Source organism: Pseudomonas sp. GD03842 (assembly GCF_029841165.1).
Taxonomy (GTDB): Bacteria; Pseudomonadota; Gammaproteobacteria; order Pseudomonadales; family Pseudomonadaceae; genus Aquipseudomonas.
In genome coordinates this window covers 144,300-165,563 of record NZ_JAOCEA010000013.1, presented here as the reverse complement: position 1 = coordinate 165,563, position 21,264 = coordinate 144,300, and the positions used below count along the sequence as shown (strand labels likewise).

22 protein-coding genes and 1 tRNA gene are annotated in these 21,264 nt (G+C 58.5%); 8 read left to right on the top strand and 15 right to left on the bottom strand.

The genetic code is table 11. From position 1 onward, the window contains the following. Window positions 1-16: 16 nt before the first annotated feature. The 4 genes from iscR to N5D61_RS19110 all read right to left on the bottom strand — a co-directional run bounded on the left by iscR (window position 17) and on the right by N5D61_RS19110 (window position 2,400). Window positions 17-508 (bottom strand): Fe-S cluster assembly transcriptional regulator IscR, encoded by a 492-nt coding sequence (iscR, locus tag N5D61_RS19125; RefSeq protein ID WP_108235894.1) that lies wholly within the window; start codon window positions 506-508, stop codon window positions 17-19. A gap of 170 nt (window positions 509-678) precedes the next feature. Beyond that, window positions 679-1,467: a serine O-acetyltransferase gene (gene cysE / locus N5D61_RS19120; RefSeq protein WP_279893851.1), complete on the bottom strand. Its 789-nt coding sequence runs from the start codon at window positions 1,465-1,467 to the stop codon at window positions 679-681. Continuing rightward, a complete protein-coding gene (trmJ, locus tag N5D61_RS19115) occupies window positions 1,467-2,228 on the bottom strand; it encodes a tRNA (cytosine(32)/uridine(32)-2'-O)-methyltransferase TrmJ (RefSeq protein ID WP_279893850.1) in 762 nt (253 codons plus the stop codon). The genes cysE and trmJ overlap by 1 nt, the downstream gene beginning before the upstream one ends. A 40-nt stretch (window positions 2,229-2,268) precedes the next feature. Beyond that, complete coding sequence (locus tag N5D61_RS19110) at window positions 2,269-2,400, bottom strand: hypothetical protein (RefSeq protein WP_256600356.1); 132 nt, start codon at window positions 2,398-2,400, stop codon at window positions 2,269-2,271. 54 nt (window positions 2,401-2,454) lie between these two features. On the opposite strand from N5D61_RS19110, the gene suhB reads away from it, so the two are divergent. Next, window positions 2,455-3,270: an inositol-phosphate phosphatase gene (gene suhB / locus N5D61_RS19105; protein ID WP_108235897.1), complete on the top strand. Its 816-nt coding sequence runs from the start codon at window positions 2,455-2,457 to the stop codon at window positions 3,268-3,270. Window positions 3,271-3,362: 92 nt separating this feature from the next. Here suhB and N5D61_RS19100 read toward each other — a convergent pair whose 3' ends face one another. Continuing rightward, window positions 3,363-4,295: a LysR family transcriptional regulator gene (locus tag N5D61_RS19100; RefSeq protein ID WP_279893849.1), complete on the bottom strand. Its 933-nt coding sequence runs from the start codon at window positions 4,293-4,295 to the stop codon at window positions 3,363-3,365. Window positions 4,296-4,427: 132 nt separating this feature from the next. On the opposite strand from N5D61_RS19100, the gene N5D61_RS19095 reads away from it, so the two are divergent. Further along, on the top strand, window positions 4,428-5,651 hold the full coding sequence (locus N5D61_RS19095) for a cation:dicarboxylase symporter family transporter (protein ID WP_279893848.1): 1,224 nt from the start codon (window positions 4,428-4,430) through the stop codon (window positions 5,649-5,651). Between the two features lie 135 nt (window positions 5,652-5,786). Here the strand turns inward: N5D61_RS19095 and N5D61_RS19090 are convergent, their stop codons facing one another. The 8 genes from N5D61_RS19090 to queA form a co-directional block, all read right to left on the bottom strand. Continuing rightward, window positions 5,787-7,385, bottom strand: a complete 1,599-nt coding sequence (locus N5D61_RS19090; protein ID WP_279893847.1) for an argininosuccinate lyase — start codon at window positions 7,383-7,385, stop codon at window positions 5,787-5,789. Between the two features lie 63 nt (window positions 7,386-7,448). Next, window positions 7,449-8,690 (bottom strand): OprD family porin, encoded by a 1,242-nt coding sequence (locus N5D61_RS19085; RefSeq protein ID WP_108235901.1) that lies wholly within the window; start codon window positions 8,688-8,690, stop codon window positions 7,449-7,451. Between the two features lie 237 nt (window positions 8,691-8,927). Next, window positions 8,928-9,473, bottom strand: coding sequence for a glycine zipper 2TM domain-containing protein (locus N5D61_RS19080; protein ID WP_108235902.1), 546 nt, complete (start codon window positions 9,471-9,473; stop codon window positions 8,928-8,930). A 119-nt stretch (window positions 9,474-9,592) separates the two neighbouring features. Next, entirely contained in the window at window positions 9,593-10,504 is a 912-nt protein-coding gene (secF, locus tag N5D61_RS19075) for a protein translocase subunit SecF (protein WP_279893846.1), read from the bottom strand. A 9-nt stretch (window positions 10,505-10,513) separates the two neighbouring features. Beyond that, the gene (secD, locus tag N5D61_RS19070) at window positions 10,514-12,382 is read right to left on the bottom strand and encodes a protein translocase subunit SecD (RefSeq protein WP_108235904.1); all 1,869 of its coding nucleotides are present in this window, start codon (window positions 12,380-12,382) and stop codon (window positions 10,514-10,516) included. A gap of 62 nt (window positions 12,383-12,444) precedes the next feature. Then, window positions 12,445-12,783 carry a preprotein translocase subunit YajC gene (gene yajC / locus N5D61_RS19065; protein WP_108235905.1) on the bottom strand — a complete coding sequence of 113 codons (339 nt, stop codon included), beginning with the start codon at window positions 12,781-12,783 and terminating at the stop codon, window positions 12,445-12,447. Between the two features lie 55 nt (window positions 12,784-12,838). Beyond that, the gene (tgt, locus tag N5D61_RS19060; protein WP_177410990.1) at window positions 12,839-13,954 is read right to left on the bottom strand and encodes a tRNA guanosine(34) transglycosylase Tgt; all 1,116 of its coding nucleotides are present in this window, start codon (window positions 13,952-13,954) and stop codon (window positions 12,839-12,841) included. A 14-nt stretch (window positions 13,955-13,968) separates the two neighbouring features. Then, a complete protein-coding gene (gene queA / locus N5D61_RS19055) occupies window positions 13,969-15,039 on the bottom strand; it encodes a tRNA preQ1(34) S-adenosylmethionine ribosyltransferase-isomerase QueA (RefSeq protein WP_279893845.1) in 1,071 nt (356 codons plus the stop codon). Between the two features lie 107 nt (window positions 15,040-15,146). Here queA and N5D61_RS19050 point away from each other — a divergent pair. Together N5D61_RS19050 and N5D61_RS19045 are read left to right on the top strand one after the other, a co-directional pair. After that, window positions 15,147-15,231 (top strand) — tRNA-Leu (locus tag N5D61_RS19050). Between the two features lie 159 nt (window positions 15,232-15,390). Then, window positions 15,391-15,708: a hypothetical protein gene (locus N5D61_RS19045; RefSeq protein WP_279893844.1), complete on the top strand. Its 318-nt coding sequence runs from the start codon at window positions 15,391-15,393 to the stop codon at window positions 15,706-15,708. Window positions 15,709-15,717: 9 nt separating this feature from the next. Here the strand turns inward: N5D61_RS19045 and N5D61_RS19040 are convergent, their stop codons facing one another. Together N5D61_RS19040 and N5D61_RS19035 are read right to left on the bottom strand one after the other, a co-directional pair. Beyond that, complete coding sequence (locus tag N5D61_RS19040) at window positions 15,718-16,563, bottom strand: RNase A-like domain-containing protein (RefSeq protein ID WP_279893843.1); 846 nt, start codon at window positions 16,561-16,563, stop codon at window positions 15,718-15,720. Between the two features lie 330 nt (window positions 16,564-16,893). Then, a complete protein-coding gene (locus N5D61_RS19035; RefSeq protein ID WP_279893842.1) occupies window positions 16,894-17,637 on the bottom strand; it encodes an SDR family oxidoreductase in 744 nt (247 codons plus the stop codon). A 113-nt stretch (window positions 17,638-17,750) separates the two neighbouring features. Between N5D61_RS19035 and N5D61_RS19030 the strand changes: the two genes are divergently transcribed. The 4 genes from N5D61_RS19030 (at window position 17,751) to N5D61_RS19015 (ending at window position 21,141) form a co-directional block, all read left to right on the top strand. Beyond that, window positions 17,751-18,677 (top strand): LysR family transcriptional regulator, encoded by a 927-nt coding sequence (locus N5D61_RS19030; protein ID WP_279893841.1) that lies wholly within the window; start codon window positions 17,751-17,753, stop codon window positions 18,675-18,677. A 175-nt stretch (window positions 18,678-18,852) separates the two neighbouring features. Further along, window positions 18,853-19,548, top strand: a complete 696-nt coding sequence (locus N5D61_RS19025; RefSeq protein ID WP_146749624.1) for a hypothetical protein — start codon at window positions 18,853-18,855, stop codon at window positions 19,546-19,548. 111 nt (window positions 19,549-19,659) lie between these two features. Then, complete coding sequence (locus tag N5D61_RS19020) at window positions 19,660-20,250, top strand: DedA family protein (protein ID WP_279893840.1); 591 nt, start codon at window positions 19,660-19,662, stop codon at window positions 20,248-20,250. Window positions 20,251-20,355: 105 nt separating this feature from the next. After that, on the top strand, window positions 20,356-21,141 hold the full coding sequence (locus tag N5D61_RS19015; protein WP_279893839.1) for a transporter substrate-binding domain-containing protein: 786 nt from the start codon (window positions 20,356-20,358) through the stop codon (window positions 21,139-21,141). The last annotated feature ends 123 nt before the right edge of the window (window positions 21,142-21,264 follow it).

The following is a 21,264-nucleotide window of genomic DNA, read 5'->3' as shown; positions in this document are numbered from 1 at the left end:
GCGCGTTCATCTGCGTTCACTCAACGGCGGATGTTTCGATCTTGTCCAGAAAGTGCGTCTTGTTACCGCAACGACGCAGATCCTGACGCTGGGCGACTTCCTGCACTTCACGGCGAGTGACGAGGTCGGCCAGGCTGATACCGCTTAAAAATTCGTGAATCTGCTGGCTGAGGTCGCACCACAGGTGGTGGGTCAGACAGGTATCGCCAGCATGACAATCACCGAGCCCTTGGCAGCGCGTGGCATCGACCGATTCGTTGACTGCATCGATCACCTGGGCGACCTGAATGCCCTGCATGTTTCGGGACAGCTGATAGCCACCGCCCGGCCCACGCACACTGGAGACCAGATTGCTGCGGCGCAGCTTGGCAAACAGTTGCTCGAGGTAGGAAAGGGAAATCCCTTGCCGCTCGGAAATATCGGCCAGAGACACCGGCCCATGCTGCGCGTGCAAAGCCAGATCCAGCATGGCAGTGACAGCGTAACGGCCTTTTGTAGTCAGTCGCATGACGTGTACCGCGGAGGTTCGGAATGGGAGCGAGTATGCTATTTCCGAGTATTTAAGTCAACTATAAGACCTAGCGCAGCAGTCGGAATTACCGACAAAGAGCGGGCGGCATAATAGCAAAACCACCCGTCGAATAGTACGTTTCCACGACGCCTTCAGCACCGTTTGCGTCAAATACCTTGACCGACCTTGGTCTGGTTGCGCTCCTTGATGCAATCGAATACTTCCTGATGAAGTTCGGGCAGCTCCTTTTCTCGGTATTCGCCGCCCAGACTCTTCAGCGCCTTGCCCATGTCTTCCATGCGCACATCCACCGCTTGAAGATGGACAAGCAGTTGGCCGATGGCACGGGCGACCGGGTCAGGCATGTCTTCACCGACGCCATAGGCATCGAAGCCGATCTTCTCGGCCAGGGCCTTGCGCTTGGCCTGCGCATCGCTTTCATCAGCCTTGACGATGATCCGCCCCGGAATGCCCACAACGGTCGCGCCCGCTGGAACCGGCTTGGTTACCACAGCATTGGAGCCGACCTTCGCCCCGGCACCGACAGTGAACGGGCCCAGCACCTTCGCCCCGGCGCCTACGACCACGCCGGACTCAAGGGTCGGATGGCGCTTGCCTTTATTCCAACTCGTTCCCCCCAGCGTCACGCCCTGATACAGCGTCACGTCATCGCCGATTTCGGCTGTCTCGCCGATGACGATCCCCATGCCGTGATCGATGAAGAAACGGCGACCGACCTTGGCACCAGGGTGGATCTCGATGCCGGTCAACCAGCGTCCGAAATTCGAAACCATCCTTGCAGGCCATTTGAGCTCTTTGCCCCACAACCAGCCGGACAATCGATGCAGCCAGATGGCGTGCATACCGGGATAGCACGTCAGCACCTCAAACGCGTTGCGGGCTGCCGGGTCACGGTGAAACACGCTTTGAATGTCTTCTCGCAAACGCTCGAACATCACTGATCCTTCCGCTTGTAGGGCTCACCGTTGGCCGCTTTCTGGGTTTCGGTGAGGATGCCACGCAATATGCTCATTTCAGATCGGTCGATTTCCGAGCGACCGTACAAACGACGCAATCTGGCCATCAGATGCCGAGGCTTGTCCGGGTCGAGGAAGCCAATGTTCACCAGAGTGGCCTCAAGATGCTCATAGAATTTTTCCATGTCATCCATCGTCACGCGCTCGACCCTGGGCTCGGCCTGCTCGACCTCGTTGGCCTGCCCCTCGGTCGCCAGCCACGCCATGCGCACCTCGTAGCTGAGCACCTGCACCGCTGCCGCCAGATTCAGCGAGCTGAACGTCGGGTCCGATGGAATGTGAACGTGGTAATGACACCGCTGCAGCTCTTCGTTGGTCAGCCCTGCGTATTCACGGCCGAACACCAGCGCGATCTCTTCGCCTTGCGCAGCGTGTTCCACCGACATGACACCCGCTTCGCGCGGATCGAGCATCGGCCAGGGAATCTTGCGATCGCGCGCACTGGTGCCCATCACCAAGGTACAGCCCACCAGCGCCTCTTCGAGCGTCGAGACAACCTGCGCACCTTCCAGCACGTCGCTGGCGCCGGCGGCGCGGGCATCCGCATCGGCGTGGGGAAAGTGTGCCGGCTCGACCAGCACCAGCCGCGAAAGCCCCATGTTTTTCATGGCACGTGCCGCGCCTCCGATATTGCCCGGATGACTGGTACCGACCAGAACCACACGAATGTTTTGCAGCACGGCTGAAGTCTCACTTGCAGGTGATAAGGGGGGAGGAATGTTACAGAAGCACCGAGGCCAACGCCACGAAGCGCTGCTCCAGCGCCTTTTCATACACCTTTGAGCCGCACGTATCCACCTTCGATGAGGCGACCGGACGCAGTGACAACACCGCACTCGCTCTGGAAATCATCGGCGAGAACCCCTAGAATGCCCGGCTCTCTTTAACGACCTAGGTGATTTATCCATGCAGCCCATGCTGAATATCGCGCTGCGCGCCGCCCGCAGTGCCAGCGAACTGATTTTCCGCTCCATCGAGCGCCTGGATAGCATCAAGGTCGATGAAAAAGACGCCAAAGACTACGTCACCGAGGTCGACCGTGCAGCCGAGAAGACCATCATCGATGCGTTGCTCAAGGCTTACCCGACCCACGGCATCCTCGGCGAAGAAAGCGGCCTGAAAGAAGGCACGGGCGAAGGCGCCGACTACCTCTGGATCATCGATCCACTGGATGGCACCACAAACTTCGTGCGCGGTGTCCCTCACTTCGCCGTCAGCATCGCCTGCAAATACCGCGGCCGCCTGGAGCACGCTGTCGTGCTGGATCCGGTTCGTCAGGAAGAATTCACCGCAACCCGCGGCCGTGGCGCACAGTTGAACGGCCGTCGCCTGCGCGTCAGCCCTCGCAAGAGCCTGGAAGGCGCCCTGCTGGGCACCGGCTTCCCCTTCCGCGACAACCAGATGGACAATCTGGAAAACTACCTGAACATGTTCCGCTCACTGGTTGGCCAGACTGCCGGCATCCGTCGTGCGGGCGCAGCCAGCCTGGATCTGGCCTACGTGGCTGCCGGGCGCTTCGACGCATTTTGGGAGTCGGGCCTCTCGGAGTGGGACATGGCCGCCGGCGCGCTGCTGATCCAGGAAGCGGGTGGCTTGGTGAGCGACTTCAATGGCGGCCATGACTTCCTGGAAAAAGGCCACATCGTCGCAGGCAATACCAAGTGCTTCAAAGCCGTGTTGACCTCGATCGCTCCGTTCGTGCCCGCATCACTGAAGCGCTGAACTGCACTACCATCAGAAAACCGGCCTCGTGCCGGTTTTTTTGTGCCTCGCGCATGGCTTCATCGCGCCCCTCCCCCAGCAATGCACAGGCACTACCGGGTACCTCGCGAACGGCCGCTCAACTCGCGAGACAGGCCGATGAAGTTCTGCAGGGGCGGGAGCGGGTTGAAGCTGCGGCAGACCAAGGTAATGGGCGCATGCAGCCGCGGCTTGGCATTGGCAATCGGGCAATAGACGACGCTTTCCTTGTGCACGTCCCGCATCGACGCCGGGACAATCGAAACACCCGCACCCGCCGCAACGAGGCTGACGTTGGTGAGCATCCGCTCGACCTCGAAAGCGATGCTTGGGTTGAAGCCCGCGTTCTGACAGGCCGTGATGAGATTGGCGTACATGCCGGGGGCACCGGGCCGCCGCACCAGAATGAACTGTTCATCGGCCAAGTCCTTGAGGGAAATCGCAGGCGCCTCTCCCACGCCGCTGTACCCCATCAGTAGCCGATGCCCGACGGGCAATGTCAGAAACATCTCTTCATTGAGCAGACGGTGAAACTGGATGCGCTGGTGACGGCTGACAGGGGCTCTGAGAATGCCAACATCGACACTGCCGTCGATCGTCGCATCGGTCAACTGCTGCGCACTGCCCTCTTTCAACGAAACGGCCACCCCTGGAAAGCGCTCGCGATACGCCCGAACGATGCGCGGGATCAAAGGGTGCGTGGCCGCAGAACTGGTGAAGCCAACAGTCAATTGCCCCTCAATGCCGTGGGCGGCCCGGGCAGCCTTGTCAGCCCCTTCCTTGACCCGCGTCAGAATATCCTGCGCTTCTTGGAGAAACACGTGGCCACCGGCCGTCAGGTCAACGCCTTTGGGATGGCGCTTGAACAACTCGAAGCCCAGTTCCTCTTCCAGTGCGCGAATCTGCTGACTCAGGGGCGGTTGCTGCATGTTCAAACGCGCAGCCGCACGAGTGAAATGACGCTCTTCGGCCACCATGACGAAATAGCGCAGATGACGAAGCTCCATGGTGGTCTATCCCGCAACGAGGTTTTATGATGGCTGCCCGGTCGATGCGGCAACGCTCGGCAAGCGTGCCCAATCCTCAGCGGCCTGACAAGGCGCGCTCATAACAATAAATACGCCAGCTCCGGAACGCCCATGCGCCTCAGGGTTTTCACCAGCACTACGTTGCAACTGCTCCTCGCCCTCCTGTGCGGAGCATTGTTGGGTGTGCTCGATCCGCAATTGGCGGTGAGCATGAAGCCACTGAGCGACGGCTTTATCCGCATCATTGGCTGGCTCATGCCAGTCATGATGTTCCTGCTGATCGCCTCCGGAGTCGCTGGGCTGCCCAGCGGGCAACGAGGCGTAGCGGGCAGGATGGTGCTGTATTTCCAAGTCATGGCGGTGATCGCACTGGCGCTGGCCGGCCTCGTTGCCCAACTGACCCAACCTGGCGCCGACACCTTGACGACGCCCTCTGCAGCGACACTGATTATCGCGCCCGTTGCTGACACCGGGTTTTCCTGGGCATCCGCAGGCAAAGTCCTCGTCCACGCACTGACCCAGAATCCCATCCTGCAGATCATGCTGGCCGGCCTGCTGACCGGCCTTCTCCTGGGCCGGGCCCGCCACCATCGCTATTCCCGCCCCTTGCACAAAGCGTTGGAGCGAGCCGTCGATTGGCTGTTCCAAGGCCTGAGAGGGGTTCTGAAATTCGCGCCCGTGGCGGCCTTCGGCGCCATCGCCTTCACCATCGGCAAATTCGGCCCAGCCGCGGCCCTGCCCTTGATCAAATTTATCGTCGTGATGTATCTGGCCAGTGCAGCGTTCATCGTGCTGGTGCTGGCGCCCATCGCCCAGGTTTGCGGGCTGCCGTTGTGGTCACTCGTAAAGCACATCAAGGAGCAGCTACTGTTGGTGACGTTCACCGGGTCGTCGGTCGCGGCCCTTCCGGGCCTCATCGAAAAAATGCAGACCCTTGGCTGCGACCGCCAACTCACGCGCCTGGTGTTGACCACGGGGTACACCTTCAACCTCAGTGGTTCGAATATCTACCTGATTATCGCGGTGCTGTTTCTAGCGCAGATGGCAGGCATCGAGCTGACAGGCGCGCAGTTGCTGACATTGCTGCTGATTTCACTGGTCACGTCATTGGGCTCTACGAGCATGGCCGGATCGGCGTTCTTCACCCTGATTGCGACGCTCAATCTGTTGCACATCGTGCCAGTGGACAGCGTGGGGTTGTTGCTCGGTGTCGAGCGTTTGATGAAATGTCGCGTGTTAACCAATGTGCTGGGTAACTGTGTGGCATGCCTGGCAATCACTCGCTGGCAGCGTGCATCGGAGCGGGGAGCACTGACCGCAAGGGCATCCTCGTAGCCGCCCCACCCCGCCACGGACACATAAGCTACACGGAGCGAGCTTGCCCTCGGATGCGTCAGCCGATGCGATAACACGCTATCGAATCCACCTTCACCTTTCAGCAAGCCCACCGCGCGCAGCGTTAGGCAGCAATTACTGTTTGGAGGACAGCAGCTTCTCGAAGGCCTGGTCCAGCTTACCCTCAGCCTGCGTCAGCTTCTCGCGACGTTCGCGCAGCCATGCCTGATCCGAGTCCAGCGTCTTGTGTGCTTCGGCCAGCATGCGCTTGACCTCTTCTGGCTGCGGGCCGCCAGTGCCCTTACGGGTTTTCACCATGTTTTCCGGTGAGAGCGCGGCACGGAAAGTAGCCTCATCCAGCGGCAGGGTATTCGCCTTCCATTGATACTTGTCGGCGGCCTTGGTGAAAAGCTTCTGCGCGTCAGCGTAAGGGAATGTCTTGGGCGTCAGGCCCTGATCACGCGCCTGCTCAACAATCAACGAGGCAAAGCTGTGACCAATGCGGAACGGCACCTTCTGAGTGCGCTCCAGAGTGTCGGCCAGCTCCATCGACGTCGTCCATTCGTTCTCCAGTTCCTCGCGAGCGCGTTGTGGATTGACCTGCAAGGCATCGAGCACAGCGTCCATGGCACCGAACATGTCCTTGGTCGAATCGAAGACACCCAGCGAATCGAAGGCGAACTTATAGTCGGTCATGCCTGTTGTGACGTTGTGCGCACGCAAGGTCACGGCCTGAGCCAGCCCGACGACATCGGATGCCGACTCTCGCGCCCGCATCAACAAGCCGGGATTGCGCTTCTGAGGCATGGCACTGCTGGTGTATGTCTTTTCCTCGTCCAGCAGCAGCCACGGACGAATCTGGTGATATTGGGTATGGATGTCGCCTATCAACGCACCGATGCGAATGGCCGAGGAAGACGCGATATTCGCCGCTTCGATCGGAATGTCGTAGGTCGAGACTTGACTGGAATCCAGTGAGTTTTCTCGTACCCCATCGAAGCCCAACAGCTCTGCCATGCGCTCACGATTCAGCGGATAGGCCGAGTTAGCCAACACCGCGGTACCCATCGGGCTGAGGTTCAGCCGCTGGTACAGTTCACGAACACGCTGGCCGTCGCGATCGAACGCCGCTTCGAACGCCAGCAGATAATGCGCGTAAGTGATCGGCATCGCTTGCACACCGTTGGTGTAAGCGGGGATCAGCGTGTCGACGTTTTTGTCCGCAAGCTCCAGCAGCCGCTTGCGGGTCGCGTTCAGCGCGTCGACGTACGCCAGCACCTCAGACCGCAACTTCGCGAGGCGGTAGGTGGCGAGCATGTCCTGACGGCTGCGCCCGGAGTGAATGAGCGAAGCCTCCGGCCCGATCTTGTCAGTCATGATCTGCTCAAGCTGCAGCACATCGCTCGGGCGCTTCCCATTGGGCTGGTCTGCCTGATCGATGGCATAGCGCACACCGGTGGCGATCTTCTGACCCATCTCGGGTTTGACGATCCCTTCTTCGGTGAGCATCACGATGGATGCCTTGTTGATCCGGTTCAACCAGGAAAACTGGCTGTCCGTCTTGCTGCCACTGGTTTTCGACTTATCGACGGTGGCGCCTATCTTCGCGGCTTGAGCCGCGCACTGCTCGGTGGTCGCGCACGGCAGGTCGGCGGTATTGGCTGCATAAGCGCCATAGCTGTTGAAGAGAGCAAAAGCGACTGCCAGGTGGATCAACGTTTTTCTTGTGGGCATTTCAGGCTCCGGTTCGGTCGTGGCCGAGGGTTGAGCGTTGTTGGAAATAGTGTCCAGCGCGACTTAGAACAGCGGCAGCGTATAGCTGACGATGACGCGGTTCTGGTCGATGTTGTTGCCGCCATTGCTGCGATAGGTGCCGTTACGCCACTTCAACTCGAGGTTCTTCAGCATTCCGCTCTGAAACACATAGGCGATGTCGGTGTTGCGCTCCCACTCCGTGCCTTCTTTATTGCCACGGGCGAAGTTGTCGCCTTGCAGATAGCGCGTCATGAAGGTCAAGCCAGGCAGGCCGACGGCGGCGAAGTCGTAGTCATAGCGGGCTTGCCACGAGCGCTCTTCTGGGTTGGCGAAATCTGGGGAGATCATCACGTAGTTGACGAGGAAGGAGTCTGTTCCGGCCAAGTGCGGAAAGCCGGTTTCACCGCTCATTCTCTGGTAGGCGACGCCGAATCCGTGCCCGCGCACGTTGTAGGTGAAACGCGCACCCACTGCGGTGTTGTCGATGTTGGTATTCCCGTCCTTAAGCGAGCGGGCGTAGCGCAGATCGCTCTTGATGGACTGCGATTCGCCCAGTGGAAAACTGTGCAGCAACGTGACGATGTGCTGTTTGTAGTTATTCTCCAGACCGCCGTAGTTGTAGGAGGTCGTCAGCCCCTTGGTCCAGTTGTAACTGGCGCTGGCGAAATCGAACTTGTCACTCGGGCGGCCGCCCTTGATACCTTTGCCTTCCGCCTCGATGTCCTCGTGCCCGCTGTCGTTGCGCTCGGTATTGCTGGTCAGCCGACCGACATTTAGGGTCATGTCGGTGATGTCTTTGGAGGTCACCTGTGCGCCGCGAAATGTTTGCGGCAGGAGCCGACCATCGTTGGGCAGGACGGTCGGTAGCCTCGGCAGCAGCGTGCCGACCCGCAGAACGCTTTTCGAAATCCGAGCCTTGGCCGTCACACCCGCCCGACCATAGTCGTCCGGGGCTTTGTCATCCCCCACCGGAAGCAAGCCGGAGTTGCGTCGGTCCGGGCCCGAGTCCAGTTTCAGACCGAACAGACCGATGGCGTCTACGCCGAAGCCGACTGTGCCTTCGGTGAAACCGGACTCATAGTTGAGAATCAGCCCTTGGGCCCACTCGTCGCGTTTGGACTGGCTTGCGCCCGGCTGACGGTAATCGCTGTTGAAGTAGAAATTGCGAAATTCGAGATCAGCTTTGCTGTCTTCGAAGAACTCGGCTTCGGCAAAGCCGGGGAAGGTTAGGCTCAGTCCCAGAGCAGCGGACGTGAGGCCTAGAGATACAGGGCTCTTGTGCATTGTTATTCCCGCATGGTGTAGCTTTTTATTGGAATTATTCAGGCGGCCCGAACAGGGAATCAGCCCTTCTCGGCCACCTGAAAAAAGCTTACGCGGCGGGAATGCAAATAAAAAATATATAGTTAGTACCGAGTCAATACTTTCTACATATTAAAGAAGCAGGTGCGATCTGAGTGTGGAAAGGCGAATCACGCACATAAAAAAGCACCCCTACAAGAGGGGTGCTTTTGTTAAATCTCACTGACCTGCCTGGCTCAGCTCCAACTGACCGTCCTTGTTGACGGGAATCTGATTGCCCGGATCGCGGTCCATGCGAACCTGACCGACCTTGTCATTGAGCTTGTATTTCACGTTATAGCCCACGACCTTGTCGCTGATGTCGTTGACCGTATTGCAGCGGGTTTCTGTGGTGGTGTACGTATCGCGGTTCTGCATGCCTTCCTGAACCTTATTACCGGCATAACCACCACCCACCGCCCCGGCGACGGTGGCAATCTTCTTGCCGTTGCCACCACCTACCTGGTTACCCAGCAGGCCACCGGCCAGGGCACCGACGACAGTGCCGACGATCTGATGCTGATCCTTCACCGGTGCGCGGTGAGTCACGGCAACGTCCTTGCACACTTGGCGTGGGTTTTTGATCTGTTCTTTGACAGGCTCGACGGCGAGTACTTCGGCGTACTCAGGACCGTTGTTCTTTACGAGGCTGTAGGTGGCCAAAGCACCACCGGCAGTCACACCGACAGCACCCAATACCGCACCGACTAGCAACGACTTGTTCACGTTGAACCTCCTGACCATATTCAGCGCGATTGCTCGCACCACTCCCAGCCTTGGAGCACAAAAAAAGGCGCGAGTTCATGCTCGCGCCTTTTTACGTGATGACCGGTCCGGAGAGATGTTTATGGACGGTCGTCAACTTTCTCCGTCGCCACTGGTGGCAGAAGATCTTCGGAACGCAGATTGAGCCAGATCAGCACCACGTTGGCGATGTAGATCGACGAATACGTACCCGCGAGCACGCCGATGAACAGCGCTACCGAAAAGCCATGCAGGCTGTCGCCGCCGAAGATCCACAGCGCGATGATCGCCAGCAGGGTCGAGATCGAAGTCGCCAGGGTCCGCAGCAGGGTTTGCGTCGTCGAAATGTTGATGTTTTCGATCAGCGACGCCTTGCGCAGCAGACGGAAGTTCTCACGAACCCGGTCGAATACCACGATGGTGTCGTTGAGCGAGTAACCGATGATCGCCAGCACGGCTGCCAGTACGGTCAGATCGAACGTGATCTGGAAGAACGAGAGAATACCCATCGTCACGACCACGTCGTGGATCAGGGAAATGATCGCGCCCACCGCAAACTTCCATTGGAAGCGAAAAGCCACGTAAATCAGGACACCGCCAAGCGCCAGGAGCATACCGATGCCGCCCTGGTCACGGAGTTCTTCACCGACTTGTGGCCCGACGAATTCAACGCGCTTCACCGTGGCCGGGTTGTCGCCACCGGTTTTACGCAGCGCTTCGGCAACCTGGGCACCCAACTGCGGGTCTTCACCCGGCATGCGCACCAGCAAATCAGTCGTCGCGCCAAAGCTTTGCACCACGGCCTCGTGATAACCCGCACCCGCCAGTTCTTCACGCACCTTGCCCAGATCGGCAGGCCGCTCGTAGGTGAGTTCGATCAGCGTACCGCCGGTGAAGTCCAAGCCAAAGTTAAGTCCTTTGTGGAACCAACTGAACAACGCCAGGACGGTGAGGAGCATGGTGAGGGCGAACGCAATGTTGCGCACGCCCATGAAGTTGATCGTACGTTTCATGGCAGCCCCTTAAATCCACAGCTTCTTGAAGTCACGGCCGCCGTAAATCAGGTTGACCATTGCGCGGGTCACCATGATGGCTGTGAACATCGAGGTAAAGATACCGAGGGACATGGTCACGGCGAAGCCTTTGACCGGGCCGGTGCCCATGGCGTAGAGAATGCCGCCGACCAGCAGCGAGGTCAGGTTGGCATCGAGAATCGCGGTGTAAGCACGATCGAAACCTTCGTGGATCGCCCGTTGAACGCTCATCCCGTTGGCCAGTTCCTCGCGGATCCGCGAGAAAATCAGCACGTTGGCATCGACCGCCATGCCCATCGTCAGCACGATACCCGCAATACCCGGCAGGGTCAGCGTAGCACCGAGGATCGACATCAGGGCCAACAGCATGACCATGTTGAAGGCCAGTGCCACGGTCGCGATCAGACCGAAGAAACGGTAAATGGCGATGATGAACAGCGACACGAACAGCATGCCCCACAGGGATGCATCGATACCCTTGGTGATGTTATCCGCACCCAGGCTCGGGCCAATGGTACGTTCTTCGGCAAAGTACATCGGCGCAGCCAGGCCACCGGCACGCAACAACAGCGCGAGTTCGGAAGATTCACCCTGGCCGTTCAGCCCGGTGATGCGGAACTGACTGCCCAGCGGCGACTGGATGGTCGCCAGGCTGATGATCTTCTTGTCTTCCTTGAACGTCTGGACCGGCACTTCCTTCTCTACGCCATCCACGGTCTGCTTGACGTAAGTGGTCACCGGGCGTTGCTCGATGAAGATCACCGCCATGCTGCGCCCCACGTTCGAACGGGTGGCGCGACTCATCAGATCACCACCGTGACCATCGAGCTTGATGTTCACTTGCGGACGGCCATGCTCGTCGTAGCTGGCCTGAGCATCGGTGACCTGATCACCGGTGATGATCAAACCACGCTCGACAGCCGCCGCCGGACGACCGCCTTCACGGAATTCGAACGTCTCGGTAGTCGCCTTGGTGTCGTCAGGGCCAGCGCCCAGGCGGAACTCCAGGTTGGCGGTCTTGCCGAGAATACGCTTGGCTTCGGCAGTGTCCTGCACGCCCGGCAGCTCGACCACGATGCGGTTGGCGCCCTGACGCTGCACCAGCGGCTCGGCGACGCCCAGCTCGTTGACGCGGTTGCGAACGGTGGTCAGGTTCTGCTTGATGGAATATTCACGGATTTCGGTGATCTTGGCCGGCGTCATCGCCAGACGCAGGATCGGCATTTCACCACGGTCACTGGTGGTGATGTCGAAATCGCTGTAATCCTTGCGAATCAGGGCACGTGCCTGCTCGCGGGAATCGGTGTCGCTGAAGCCCAACTGAATGGCGCCGTTGTCCTGCGGCAGGCTGCGATACCGCAACTTTTCCTTGCGCAGCAGGCTCTTGACTTCACCTTCATAAACGTTGAGACGCGCACTGAGCGCTTTCTCCATGTCGACTTCCAACAGGAAGTGCACGCCGCCCGACAGGTCCAGACCCAGCTTCATCGGACGAGCGCCGATGCTATGCAGCCACTGCGGCGTGGTCTGTGCCAGGTTCAGTGCAACGACGTAATCGTCGCCCAGTGTCTTACGCGTGACATCCTTGGCCGGGAGCTGGTCTTCCTGCTTGGTCAGACGCAACAAACCGCCCTTGCCATTCTCGGCAAGAGACGCGCCCTTGACCGCGATGCCAGCATCGGTAAGCGCCTTGCTTACGCGATCCAGGTCCGCCTGAGTGACCTGCAGCGCCGTACTGGTGCCGCTGACCTGAATGGCCGGGTCGTCAGGATAGAGATTGGGTGCGGAATAAATAAAACCGACCGCCAGCACTGCCAGGATCAGGATGTATTTCCACAGAGGGTATTTGTTCAACATCACGCCGCCTGCTTAAAACGCGGGGCGCCTTGCGCGCCCCGACGATGGGTAAAAAACGGGAATCAGATGGCCTTCAAGGTGCCTTTGGGCAGGGTGGCAGCGATCGCGCCCTTCTGGATTTTGAGCTCGACGGTGTCCGACACTTCGATCACGACGAAGTCGTCGGTCACTTTGTTGATCTTGCCCGCAATACCGCCGGAAGTAACGACCTCGTCACCTTTCTGCAGATTGTTCAGCAGGTTCTTCTGTTCCTTGGCACGTTTGGCCTGAGGGCGCCAGATCATCAGATAGAAGATGACCAGGAAACCGACCAGGAAAATCCATTCAAAGCCCGAGCCCGCCGGACCTGCAGCCGCAGGGGCGGCCGCGTCGGCCATGGCGTTGGAAATGAAAAAGCTCATTTAACACTCCAGTTGCATAATTTTAATAATAGGAAGCGGTAAGACCGGCTGTCTTTCAGTCCAGCGGCGGCACAGGAAGCCCGCGTTTGGCATAGAACGTGTCGACAAAGGCGGCCAATGTACCTTGTTGAATAGCCTCGCGCAAACCAGCCATAAGGCGCTGGTAATGCCGCAAATTGTGGATCGTATTGAGCATGCTCCCCAGCATTTCGCCGCACTTGTCCAAGTGGTGCAGATAGGCGCGAGAGAAGTTCTTGCAGGTGTAGCAATCACAGGTCGGGTCCAGTGGCGAATCATCGTGGCGATGAAACGCGTTACGGATCTTCAGCACACCGGTGTCGATGAACAGATGACCGTTGCGAGCATTGCGCGTGGGCATGACGCAGTCGAACATGTCGACTCCGCGGCGCACACCTTCAACGAGGTCTTCGGGCTTGCCTACCCCCATAAGGTAACGAGGTTTGTCAGCGGGCATGTGCCCCGGCAGATAGTCCAGCACCTTGATCATCTCGTGCTTGGGTTCGCCGACCGACAGGCCGCCAATGGCAAGACCGTCGAAGTCCAGCTCGTTGAGGCCCTCAAGCGAGCGCATCCGCAGGCTTTCGTGCATACCGCCCTGAACGATGCCGAACAGCGCCGCGGTATTGTCGCCGTGCGCGATCTTCGACCGTTTGGCCCAGCGCAGAGAAAGCTCCATGGAGGTGCGCGCGACGTCCTCGCTCGCCGGGTAAGGCGTGCATTCGTCGAAGATCATGACGATGTCAGAGCCCAAGTCGCGCTGGACCTGCATCGACTCCTCGGGCCCCATGAACACCTTGGCGCCATCGACCGGGGACGCGAACGTCACCCCCTCTTCCTTGATCTTGCGCATGGCCCCCAGGCTGAACACCTGAAAACCGCCTGAGTCGGTCAGGATAGGGCCTTTCCACTGCATGAAGTCGTGCAGGTCGCCGTGGGCCTTGATCACCTCGGTGCCCGGGCGCAGCCAGAGGTGGAACGTGTTACCCAAAATGATCTCGGCGCCGATGGCCTCGATGTCCCTCGGCAGCATGCCCTTGACGGTGCCATAGGTGCCCACCGGCATGAACGCCGGGGTTTCCACCGTGCCACGGGGAAAGGTCAATCGACCACGACGAGCCTTACCATCGGTGGCCAGCAGCTCGAACGACATACGACAGGTGCGACTCATGCTTGATCCTCGGGGGCCGCGTCTGATCCCTGAGGTGCAGTCGGCGCCGGATTGCGGGTGATGAACATGGCATCCCCGTAACTGAAGAAGCGGTACCCGTTGTCCACTGCAGCCTTATAGGCCGCCATGGTTTCCGGATAGCCGGCGAAGGCCGAAACCAGCATCAGCAGCGTGGATTCAGGCAAATGGAAATTGGTGACCAGTGCATCGACCACATGGAACGGCCGACCGGGGTAAATGAAGATGTCGGTGTCGCCACTGAATGGCTTGAGCACGCCGTCACGCGCGGCGCTCTCCAGCGAGCGGACGCTGGTGGTGCCCACCGCGATGACGCGTCCGCCCCGGGCACGGCAAGCGGCGACGGCATCGACCACCTCCTGAGTGACTTCGAGCCACTCGTTGTGCATGTGGTGATCCTCGATGCGCTCGACGCGCACCGGCTGAAACGTCCCCGCTCCAACATGCAGCGTGACGAACGCCGTCTCGACGCCCTTGTCGGCAATCGCCTGCATCATCGGCTCATCGAAATGCAGCCCTGCCGTCGGTGCCGCGACCGCACCAGCGCGCTGGGCATACACGGTCTGATAACGCTCACGGTCGGCGTCCTCATCCGGACGATCGATATAGGGCGGCAACGGCATGTGCCCGACGCGTTCGAGCAGTGACAACACCGGCTCGGCGAAGCGCAGCTCGAACAGCGCATCATGGCGCGCGACCATTTCGGCCTCCCCCCCACCATCGATCAGGATCAAGGAGCCCGCCTTGGGCGATTTGCTCGACCGTACATGGGCCACGACCGAGTGCTGATCCAGCACCCGTTCCACCAGAATTTCCAGCTTGCCGCCGGAGGCTTTCTGCCCGAACAGCCGCGCCGGGATCACCCGGGTATTGTTGAAAACCATGAGATCGCCAGGGCGCAAATGCTCCAGCAAATCAATGAATTGGCGATGAGCAAGCGCGCCGCTCGGCCCGTCGAGGGTCAGCAAACGGCTGCCACGACGCTCCGCCAGAGGGTGGCGAGCGATCAGGGCATCAGGGAGATCGAAGGTAAAGTCGGCAACACGCATGATGGGGTTCGTCTAGCAGGGCCGGGAAGTTTAGCGGAGAAAGTGAAAATTGACCATGAAACATGATTGACCAACGGTAGGCACGTCTCTATACTCCGCCGCCACAAGCCCTGATGGCGGAATTGGTAGACGCGGCGGATTCAAAATCCGTTTTCGAAAGGAGTGGGAGTTCGAGTCTCCCTCGGGGCACCAAACAGCAGTATCTTCAAGGGGCTAAGCGCCTTGAAGCGAGAAAAAACCGGCCATGTTTGAGCCGGTTTTTTTTTGGAGTTAATCCGGAGAGGGGCGGCGAACCTCATCTCCGCCATGCAACAACGCCAGACAGTAAATGCATAGGCAAGGAGCCCAGCCATGAAGATTGAGGTTTTCCATCACGTAGACTGCAGCACGCCAGATAAAAATGGCGTGTACGACTACCATTACGAATGTGATGTCTACCAGTTCACAGACGGAAGTGTTTCAGTCACGGCTCGCAGCTATGACGAAGATCCGGAAGAAGCAAGCTTCATGAGCATCACAATCGATGGTGAATGGCGTGGACTGGAGTTGGCCGACCTATCCAACCCAGTTCTCATAGCGGCGAAGGCCCATTTCCATGCCAATGGAAAAATCGATTTAAAATGGTTCACTGGCAAGAGCTATGAGCCACTACCTTGCATCACAACCTAATTTTCGGTGCTAAAGGACGGGATAAGCCGTCACGATGAAAGCAGGCATATGGTTGTACTCTGCAAACTCGACGATAACGACCACCTTTTTCATGCCCACAGGGGTATCAGGTGCTGCGCGGGTAATTCCCCATCCAATGTCGTCTACGAAACTCGCCTTTAAGGTTACCCTATTGTTTGTACGCAGAAACTTTGCTTGCGAGTAGACCAACACCTTGTACCTATTATCTCTGAGCGCTCGGCTCACCACCCACTCTGCCTTGTCCAAACTCTCAAATGTCGACATAACATCTGCGTTTCTTTTTTTCTTCAGCCGCTTCTGAAGTGCCGTTATGTCCTTATTGACGTGAAATTTAATGGCATGCCCGCCAATACTATTGTTAGCCGCATGTAAAGGCTGTTCACTGACGGCTATTGTCATTCTTCCTGCCCTCACGGAGGACACTCTGAACGCGCTATACAGAGACGCAGTAGACAGAGGCACAGCGAATTCAGTCGCCAACCCTATGACGCGAGCGGATGTCTGTGATGCCCCCAGCATCCCGGCAGTGGATGCGCCGATCTTGAAAGCAAATGAGTCAGTAGATCTCCCCGTCACTAGCTGATGCAGGCCAGCGGACGACTGATCGGCACCGTGCACACCCATCGCAATGCAACCCGCTTTGGTCACCAGTGTAGGCTCAGGTGCACCGCAGAGAAGCCCCGCTCCGGCCAACTCAATAATGCCGCCGACAAGTCGCAGACTGCCGAATATACGATTGTGCCTTATCTCCGTTTCGGATAATGACTCATGTTCCAGAATGGCTGCCATCTGGGCATAACTGAGAAGAACACGGAATTCTTCCTGAATAGACATAAAACTTCCTTATGGACTTCAGCGCCTCCGGATAGAGATGCTCAAGGGGTGCCTGGTACGAAGCCGCAGGAAGCTAATGGGGACTCTCTGTTATAACAAGCGGAAAGGTAGTGCAGATCGATATTTCATCCACTTCCTACCTCATGACGCGATATCTCCTACAACCAAGCTGCAGGATCTGTATCTAGAAGAAACTCGAACACCATCGAGAAACGCCGATTGGGCGGTTCGCCTGCTAAATAAATATTCCAAGTCTTATGGGAAAAATACGTCAAATTGAACATCAGGGTTGCGCTGGAAGTTAATCACCGCAACCCGTTTTTACCCCCCTCAGAAATCCTGCGCAGTCGGCCGCAGCACAATCTCATTGATGTCTACGTCTGCCGGTTGCTCAATGGCGAAGGCAATCGCCCGGGCGACCGACTCAGCCGGTATGGCCATCTTGTAGAACTCGTTCACGACTTCGGCGCTTGGCTGGTGCCCGCTGCCCAGTTTGAGTTCGGACTCTACGGCACCCGGCTCGATGGTGGTCGTACGGATCTTGCTGCCGACCTCGTGACGCAGACCATCGGAGATGGCGCGGACGGCAAACTTGGTGCCGCTGTAGACCGAACCGCCCGGGCTGAAGACTTTGATGCCTGCCACCGATGAAATGTTGATGAAGTGGCCGAAGCCTTGGGCTTCAAATTTGGGCAGTGCGGCGGCCACGCCGTAGAGCACGCCCTTGATGTTGATGTCGATCATCCGATCCCATTCATCGACCCGCCGTTCGGTAATGGGCGCGATGGCCATGTAACCGGCGTTATTGACCATCACGTCGACCTTACCGAAGTCTTCGACAGCATGTGCAACAAGCGCTTCGAGGTCTTCGCGGCGGGTGACGTCGACGGTGTAGGCCGATGCCTGACCGCCTTCTGCCCTGATTTCGCTGACGATGACGTCCATGCGTTCCTGACGACGCGCAGCCAGTACGACCTTGGCGCCAAGCCTTGCCAAATGCCGCGCGGTGGATTCGCCCAGTCCGCTGCTGGCGCCGGTGATGATGACGACTTTACCTTGGATGCCACTATTCATGATCAATCTCCTGCTGACTCTTGGGTTAGGGGGTTGAGAGAAGTTTGCGCTGGAACCCTGAAACAAAAAATGGAAGAGTTAGGCTTTCAGAATTCCACTTTCTGGAACTCTTTTTGAAAGAAGGTCAACCGATGCTCAATCGCATGGAAATGCTGCGGATATTCGTTGTGGCGGCGCAAGCACCCAGTTTTCGTGAGGCAGCGAACCAGCTCGGCACCTCCCCCCAAAAAGTGACACGGGCCGTGCAGGCGCTGGAGCGTACCTTCGCCGAGCCGCTGTTCCATCGGAGCACGAGACAGGCACAGCTCACTGCCTTCGGTGCGCAAATGGCGCAGCAGGCCCAAGAAGCACTCGGCCAACTGGACCGGCTATTCATTTCGCATACCCGAGAGCCACGAGAGAGCATCAGCGGACGGGTGGGCATCACCGCGCCCCACGCGATCGGCAAGCTGTACCTGGTCAGATTCCTTGCGCCGTTGATGCAAGCGCATCCGGCGTTGCGAATTGAATTGAGCCTGGACGACGAATTGACCGACGCCGTGGCGTCGCGCATCGATATCGGCGTCCGGATTGGCACGGTGCGGGATCGCCGGTACATCGCTCGCTCAGTCTGCCCGGTGCGTCTGAAAATCGTGGCAGCGCCCGCGCTACTGGCATCCGGAGGGGCTCCTTCCGACCTGGAAGCTTTGAAGCAACGCCCACTTTCAGTCCTTATTGACCGAAACAACGGTCGGCCATGGCCTTGGTTCTTTGCGCAGGGCCAGACTTATCTGCCGCCCTCACCCGCTTTTTCCTGCGACGATCCGGAGACCGAACTGGAGTTCGTGTCGGCGGGCCTGGCGATCGGCCAAATGCCGACGTATCTGGCCGAACCCGCTTTGAGTAGCGGAGCGCTGGTGGAAGTTTTGCCCGAGATCGCCCCGCCTGCCATTGATCTGATGATCTACCGTACACAGTCAGGCCCCGTACCACCGCGGGTGCGATTGGTCTACGACCATTTGATGACATGCCTCAGCGACTCGCAGGTGTTCCCGCAGTGAAACACCGAATATCTTCCTCGTCTCAAGCTGCTGCTCAGACACGGTGCAGAGGGATTGGGCATGGTTAGCGGCGTGTCTTTCGGCGAATAGCGGATTTGTATTTCGTCCCTTTCCCTGCGTGACCGCGCGGTTATCTACTAACCTGATACTGACTGATCCAAAGCGAATGGACCCCATGCTCAACCTCGCTGATCGGACAGAAACAACAATGAAAGATCCCTACGCGTTCGGTTTCTATTGCGCCCTTTTCGCGCTCGCCGCGATGACCGGGTCTGTCTTTTACGAGTCCTATTCCATCGTCGGTGTTTCAGGGTCGGCGCGGGCCTATGACGTCATCAATTCATGCGCCTCACTTATCCAAGCGCTCGCGGCGATGGGCTTGGTTGGCCTGGCATTCAAAGCCTATCGCGCGTGGAAGAATGAAATCATCCACAACAAGGCCCTGGGGATTATCTGGGACGCCAACGTGGCGTTTCGTGAGATCGAGCTGAGTTTCAACGAGTGGTTTTTTGGGCCGAACGCCGTAGAAAAAGCCAATAGCGAAGGGGCGCGGATCACCTCGTTACTGGCGACCAGCCCCTTCGGTGCAAGCCTGCGCAGCTTCAAGAAACAGTGCATTCTCATCGACAAAGTCGTCATCAAGAACGACTGGCAGTGGGTCAATCACGCCACTGAGCTGGATATGCTGGCCCGAGTCTTAAGCATGGATGCCTTTCGCCCGACCAACAAAACCAAGGAGACCGCTAACATCATCGATTTTCTCTATTCGCGTGAAGGTGAAGCGTTGAAGCGGACTCAGGGCGAGTGGGAAATGTTGATGAAGGTGATCGAAAAAGATCTCGCCGCGCTTGAGGCAGCTTACCGCGACTAGGTCTTTCAACCGCCTCCGAATGAATAGAACTGTTCATTCGCGGTTCAGGTCGAACGGCATGCCTGCTGCGTTACCTCGCGGCCCCTCCCTACCCCGAGATCACTGCTGCTCATGTTCGAACACCTCGACATCACTTCCCTGCTGGCCCATTACGGTTATTGGGCGATTTTCATTGGCTGCCTGCTGGAAGGCGAGACGATCCTGATCCTCGGCGGCCTGGCGGCGCACCAGACGTCATTGCGGTTGGTGGACGTCATTGCCGTCGCCACACTGGGGGGAATGATCGGCGATCAGATCCTGTTCTGGATCGGGCGCTCCTTTGGCCCCCGCCTGTTGCCACGTCTGCATCGAAAGCAGGCCGCCATCGACCGCGTATCCGACCTGATCAAACGCTACCCGACCGCTTCCATCTTCTCGGTCCGTTTCCTTTACGGCATGCGGCTGGTGGGCCCTTTGGTCATTGGCGCGAGCCGGCTGTCCCCGTTTCGATTTGCGGTGATCAACCTGCTGGGCGCAGGCGTCTGGGCCACCCTGTTCGTCATGGCCGGCTACTGGGCAGGTCAAGCACTCGAGCATCTGCTGGGCAATCTCAAGCCTTATCGACTCCCCATCATTCTCGGCGTCGTCGTGATCGCGGCAGGCGTCGCGCTGTACCGACATCACCGCGCAAAGGCTCGCATCGGCGGGACGCCAAAGCCATAGGCGCTACCGCCCGGCGAGCCCTTGCGTCGGGCGGCAACGCTTCCCTTAAGGCGCGTATCGCTCTATAACCACAGCCTGGCTTATCGACTGGCAGGGATTTCCAAAATGAGGGCATGTTTCACCTCCATGTTACTGGTGGCTGTGGCTGGCGTCGCACACGCGCAGGCGTCGGAGTCAGCGTCACATCTGGACACTGTCCTTCAGCAGGGCGAGCTGGCGGTGTGTACCACCGGCGATTACAAGCCTTATACCTTTCATACAGCGGACGGACAGTACGAAGGCATCGACATCGAGATGGCGCAGTCGCTGGCGCAGAGCCTGGGGGTGAAACTGCAGTGGGTACCGACCACGTGGAAGACGCTGATGACCGATTTCACAGCGGGTAAATGTGACATCGCAATGGGTGGGATATCGGTGACGCTGGAGCGGCAGAAGAAGGCTTTCTTCAGCAACACGCTGGATGTCGACGGCAAGATTCCTTTGGTGCGCTGCGAAGACGAATCCAAGTACCAGACCATTGAACAGATCAACCAGGCAGACGTGCGCCTGATCGAACCACAGGGTGGGACGAATGAAGCCTTCGCCCGGGCGCATCTGCCTGCTGCGAAGCTGGATTTTCATGACAACAAGACCATCTTCCAGCAATTGCTGGACAAGAAGGCCGACGTCATGATCACCGACGCTTCGGAAGCCTTGTATCAGCAGAAGCGCCTGCCAGGCTTGTGCGCGGTCAATCCATCGCGCGCCATGCAATACGGTGAGAAGGCCTACCTTCTGCCTCGCGACGACGTGAGCTGGAAAGCCTATGTCGACCAATGGCTGCACTTGTCCAAGGCGACCGGGGCTTATCAGAAAGTCGTCGGCGAATGGCTCGCGGTGCCGGGCGAGTAATGCTTTCCACGCAAGCGAACCAGGCGCGGTGCACTTCTCACCCGCGGTGAATCGTTTTCGGGGGTCAGGGTTGTATAGCGCGCTGGCGATTGCGCATCATGTCACCCTGACTCTCTGCCCGTG

What these genes read in the sequence shown, in the direction of transcription:
- iscR (WP_108235894.1), bottom strand. Translation starts at nt 508, where the DNA reads ATGCGACTGACTACAAAAGGCCGTTACGCTGTCACTGCCATGCTGGAT.
- cysE (WP_279893851.1), bottom strand. Translation starts at nt 1,467, where the DNA reads ATGTTCGAGCGTTTGCGAGAAGACATTCAAAGCGTGTTTCACCGTGAC.
- N5D61_RS19110 (WP_256600356.1), bottom strand. Translation starts at nt 2,400, where the DNA reads ATGATTTCCAGAGCGAGTGCGGTGTTGTCACTGCGTCCGGTCGCCTCA.
- suhB (WP_108235897.1), top strand. Translation starts at nt 2,455, where the DNA reads ATGCAGCCCATGCTGAATATCGCGCTGCGCGCCGCCCGCAGTGCCAGC.
- N5D61_RS19100 (WP_279893849.1), bottom strand. Translation starts at nt 4,295, where the DNA reads ATGGAGCTTCGTCATCTGCGCTATTTCGTCATGGTGGCCGAAGAGCGT.
- N5D61_RS19095 (WP_279893848.1), top strand. Translation starts at nt 4,428, where the DNA reads ATGCGCCTCAGGGTTTTCACCAGCACTACGTTGCAACTGCTCCTCGCC.
- N5D61_RS19090 (WP_279893847.1), bottom strand. Translation starts at nt 7,385, where the DNA reads ATGCCCACAAGAAAAACGTTGATCCACCTGGCAGTCGCTTTTGCTCTC.
- N5D61_RS19085 (WP_108235901.1), bottom strand. Translation starts at nt 8,690, where the DNA reads ATGCACAAGAGCCCTGTATCTCTAGGCCTCACGTCCGCTGCTCTGGGA.
- secF (WP_279893846.1), bottom strand. Translation starts at nt 10,504, where the DNA reads ATGAAACGTACGATCAACTTCATGGGCGTGCGCAACATTGCGTTCGCC.
- secD (WP_108235904.1), bottom strand. Translation starts at nt 12,382, where the DNA reads ATGTTGAACAAATACCCTCTGTGGAAATACATCCTGATCCTGGCAGTG.
- yajC (WP_108235905.1), bottom strand. Translation starts at nt 12,783, where the DNA reads ATGAGCTTTTTCATTTCCAACGCCATGGCCGACGCGGCCGCCCCTGCG.
- tgt (WP_177410990.1), bottom strand. Translation starts at nt 13,954, where the DNA reads ATGTCGTTCGAGCTGCTGGCCACCGATGGTAAGGCTCGTCGTGGTCGA.
- queA (WP_279893845.1), bottom strand. Translation starts at nt 15,039, where the DNA reads ATGCGTGTTGCCGACTTTACCTTCGATCTCCCTGATGCCCTGATCGCT.
- N5D61_RS19045 (WP_279893844.1), top strand. Translation starts at nt 15,391, where the DNA reads ATGAAGATTGAGGTTTTCCATCACGTAGACTGCAGCACGCCAGATAAA.
- N5D61_RS19040 (WP_279893843.1), bottom strand. Translation starts at nt 16,563, where the DNA reads ATGTCTATTCAGGAAGAATTCCGTGTTCTTCTCAGTTATGCCCAGATG.
- N5D61_RS19035 (WP_279893842.1), bottom strand. Translation starts at nt 17,637, where the DNA reads ATGAATAGTGGCATCCAAGGTAAAGTCGTCATCATCACCGGCGCCAGC.
- N5D61_RS19025 (WP_146749624.1), top strand. Translation starts at nt 18,853, where the DNA reads ATGCTCAACCTCGCTGATCGGACAGAAACAACAATGAAAGATCCCTAC.
- N5D61_RS19020 (WP_279893840.1), top strand. Translation starts at nt 19,660, where the DNA reads ATGTTCGAACACCTCGACATCACTTCCCTGCTGGCCCATTACGGTTAT.
- N5D61_RS19015 (WP_279893839.1), top strand. Translation starts at nt 20,356, where the DNA reads ATGAGGGCATGTTTCACCTCCATGTTACTGGTGGCTGTGGCTGGCGTC.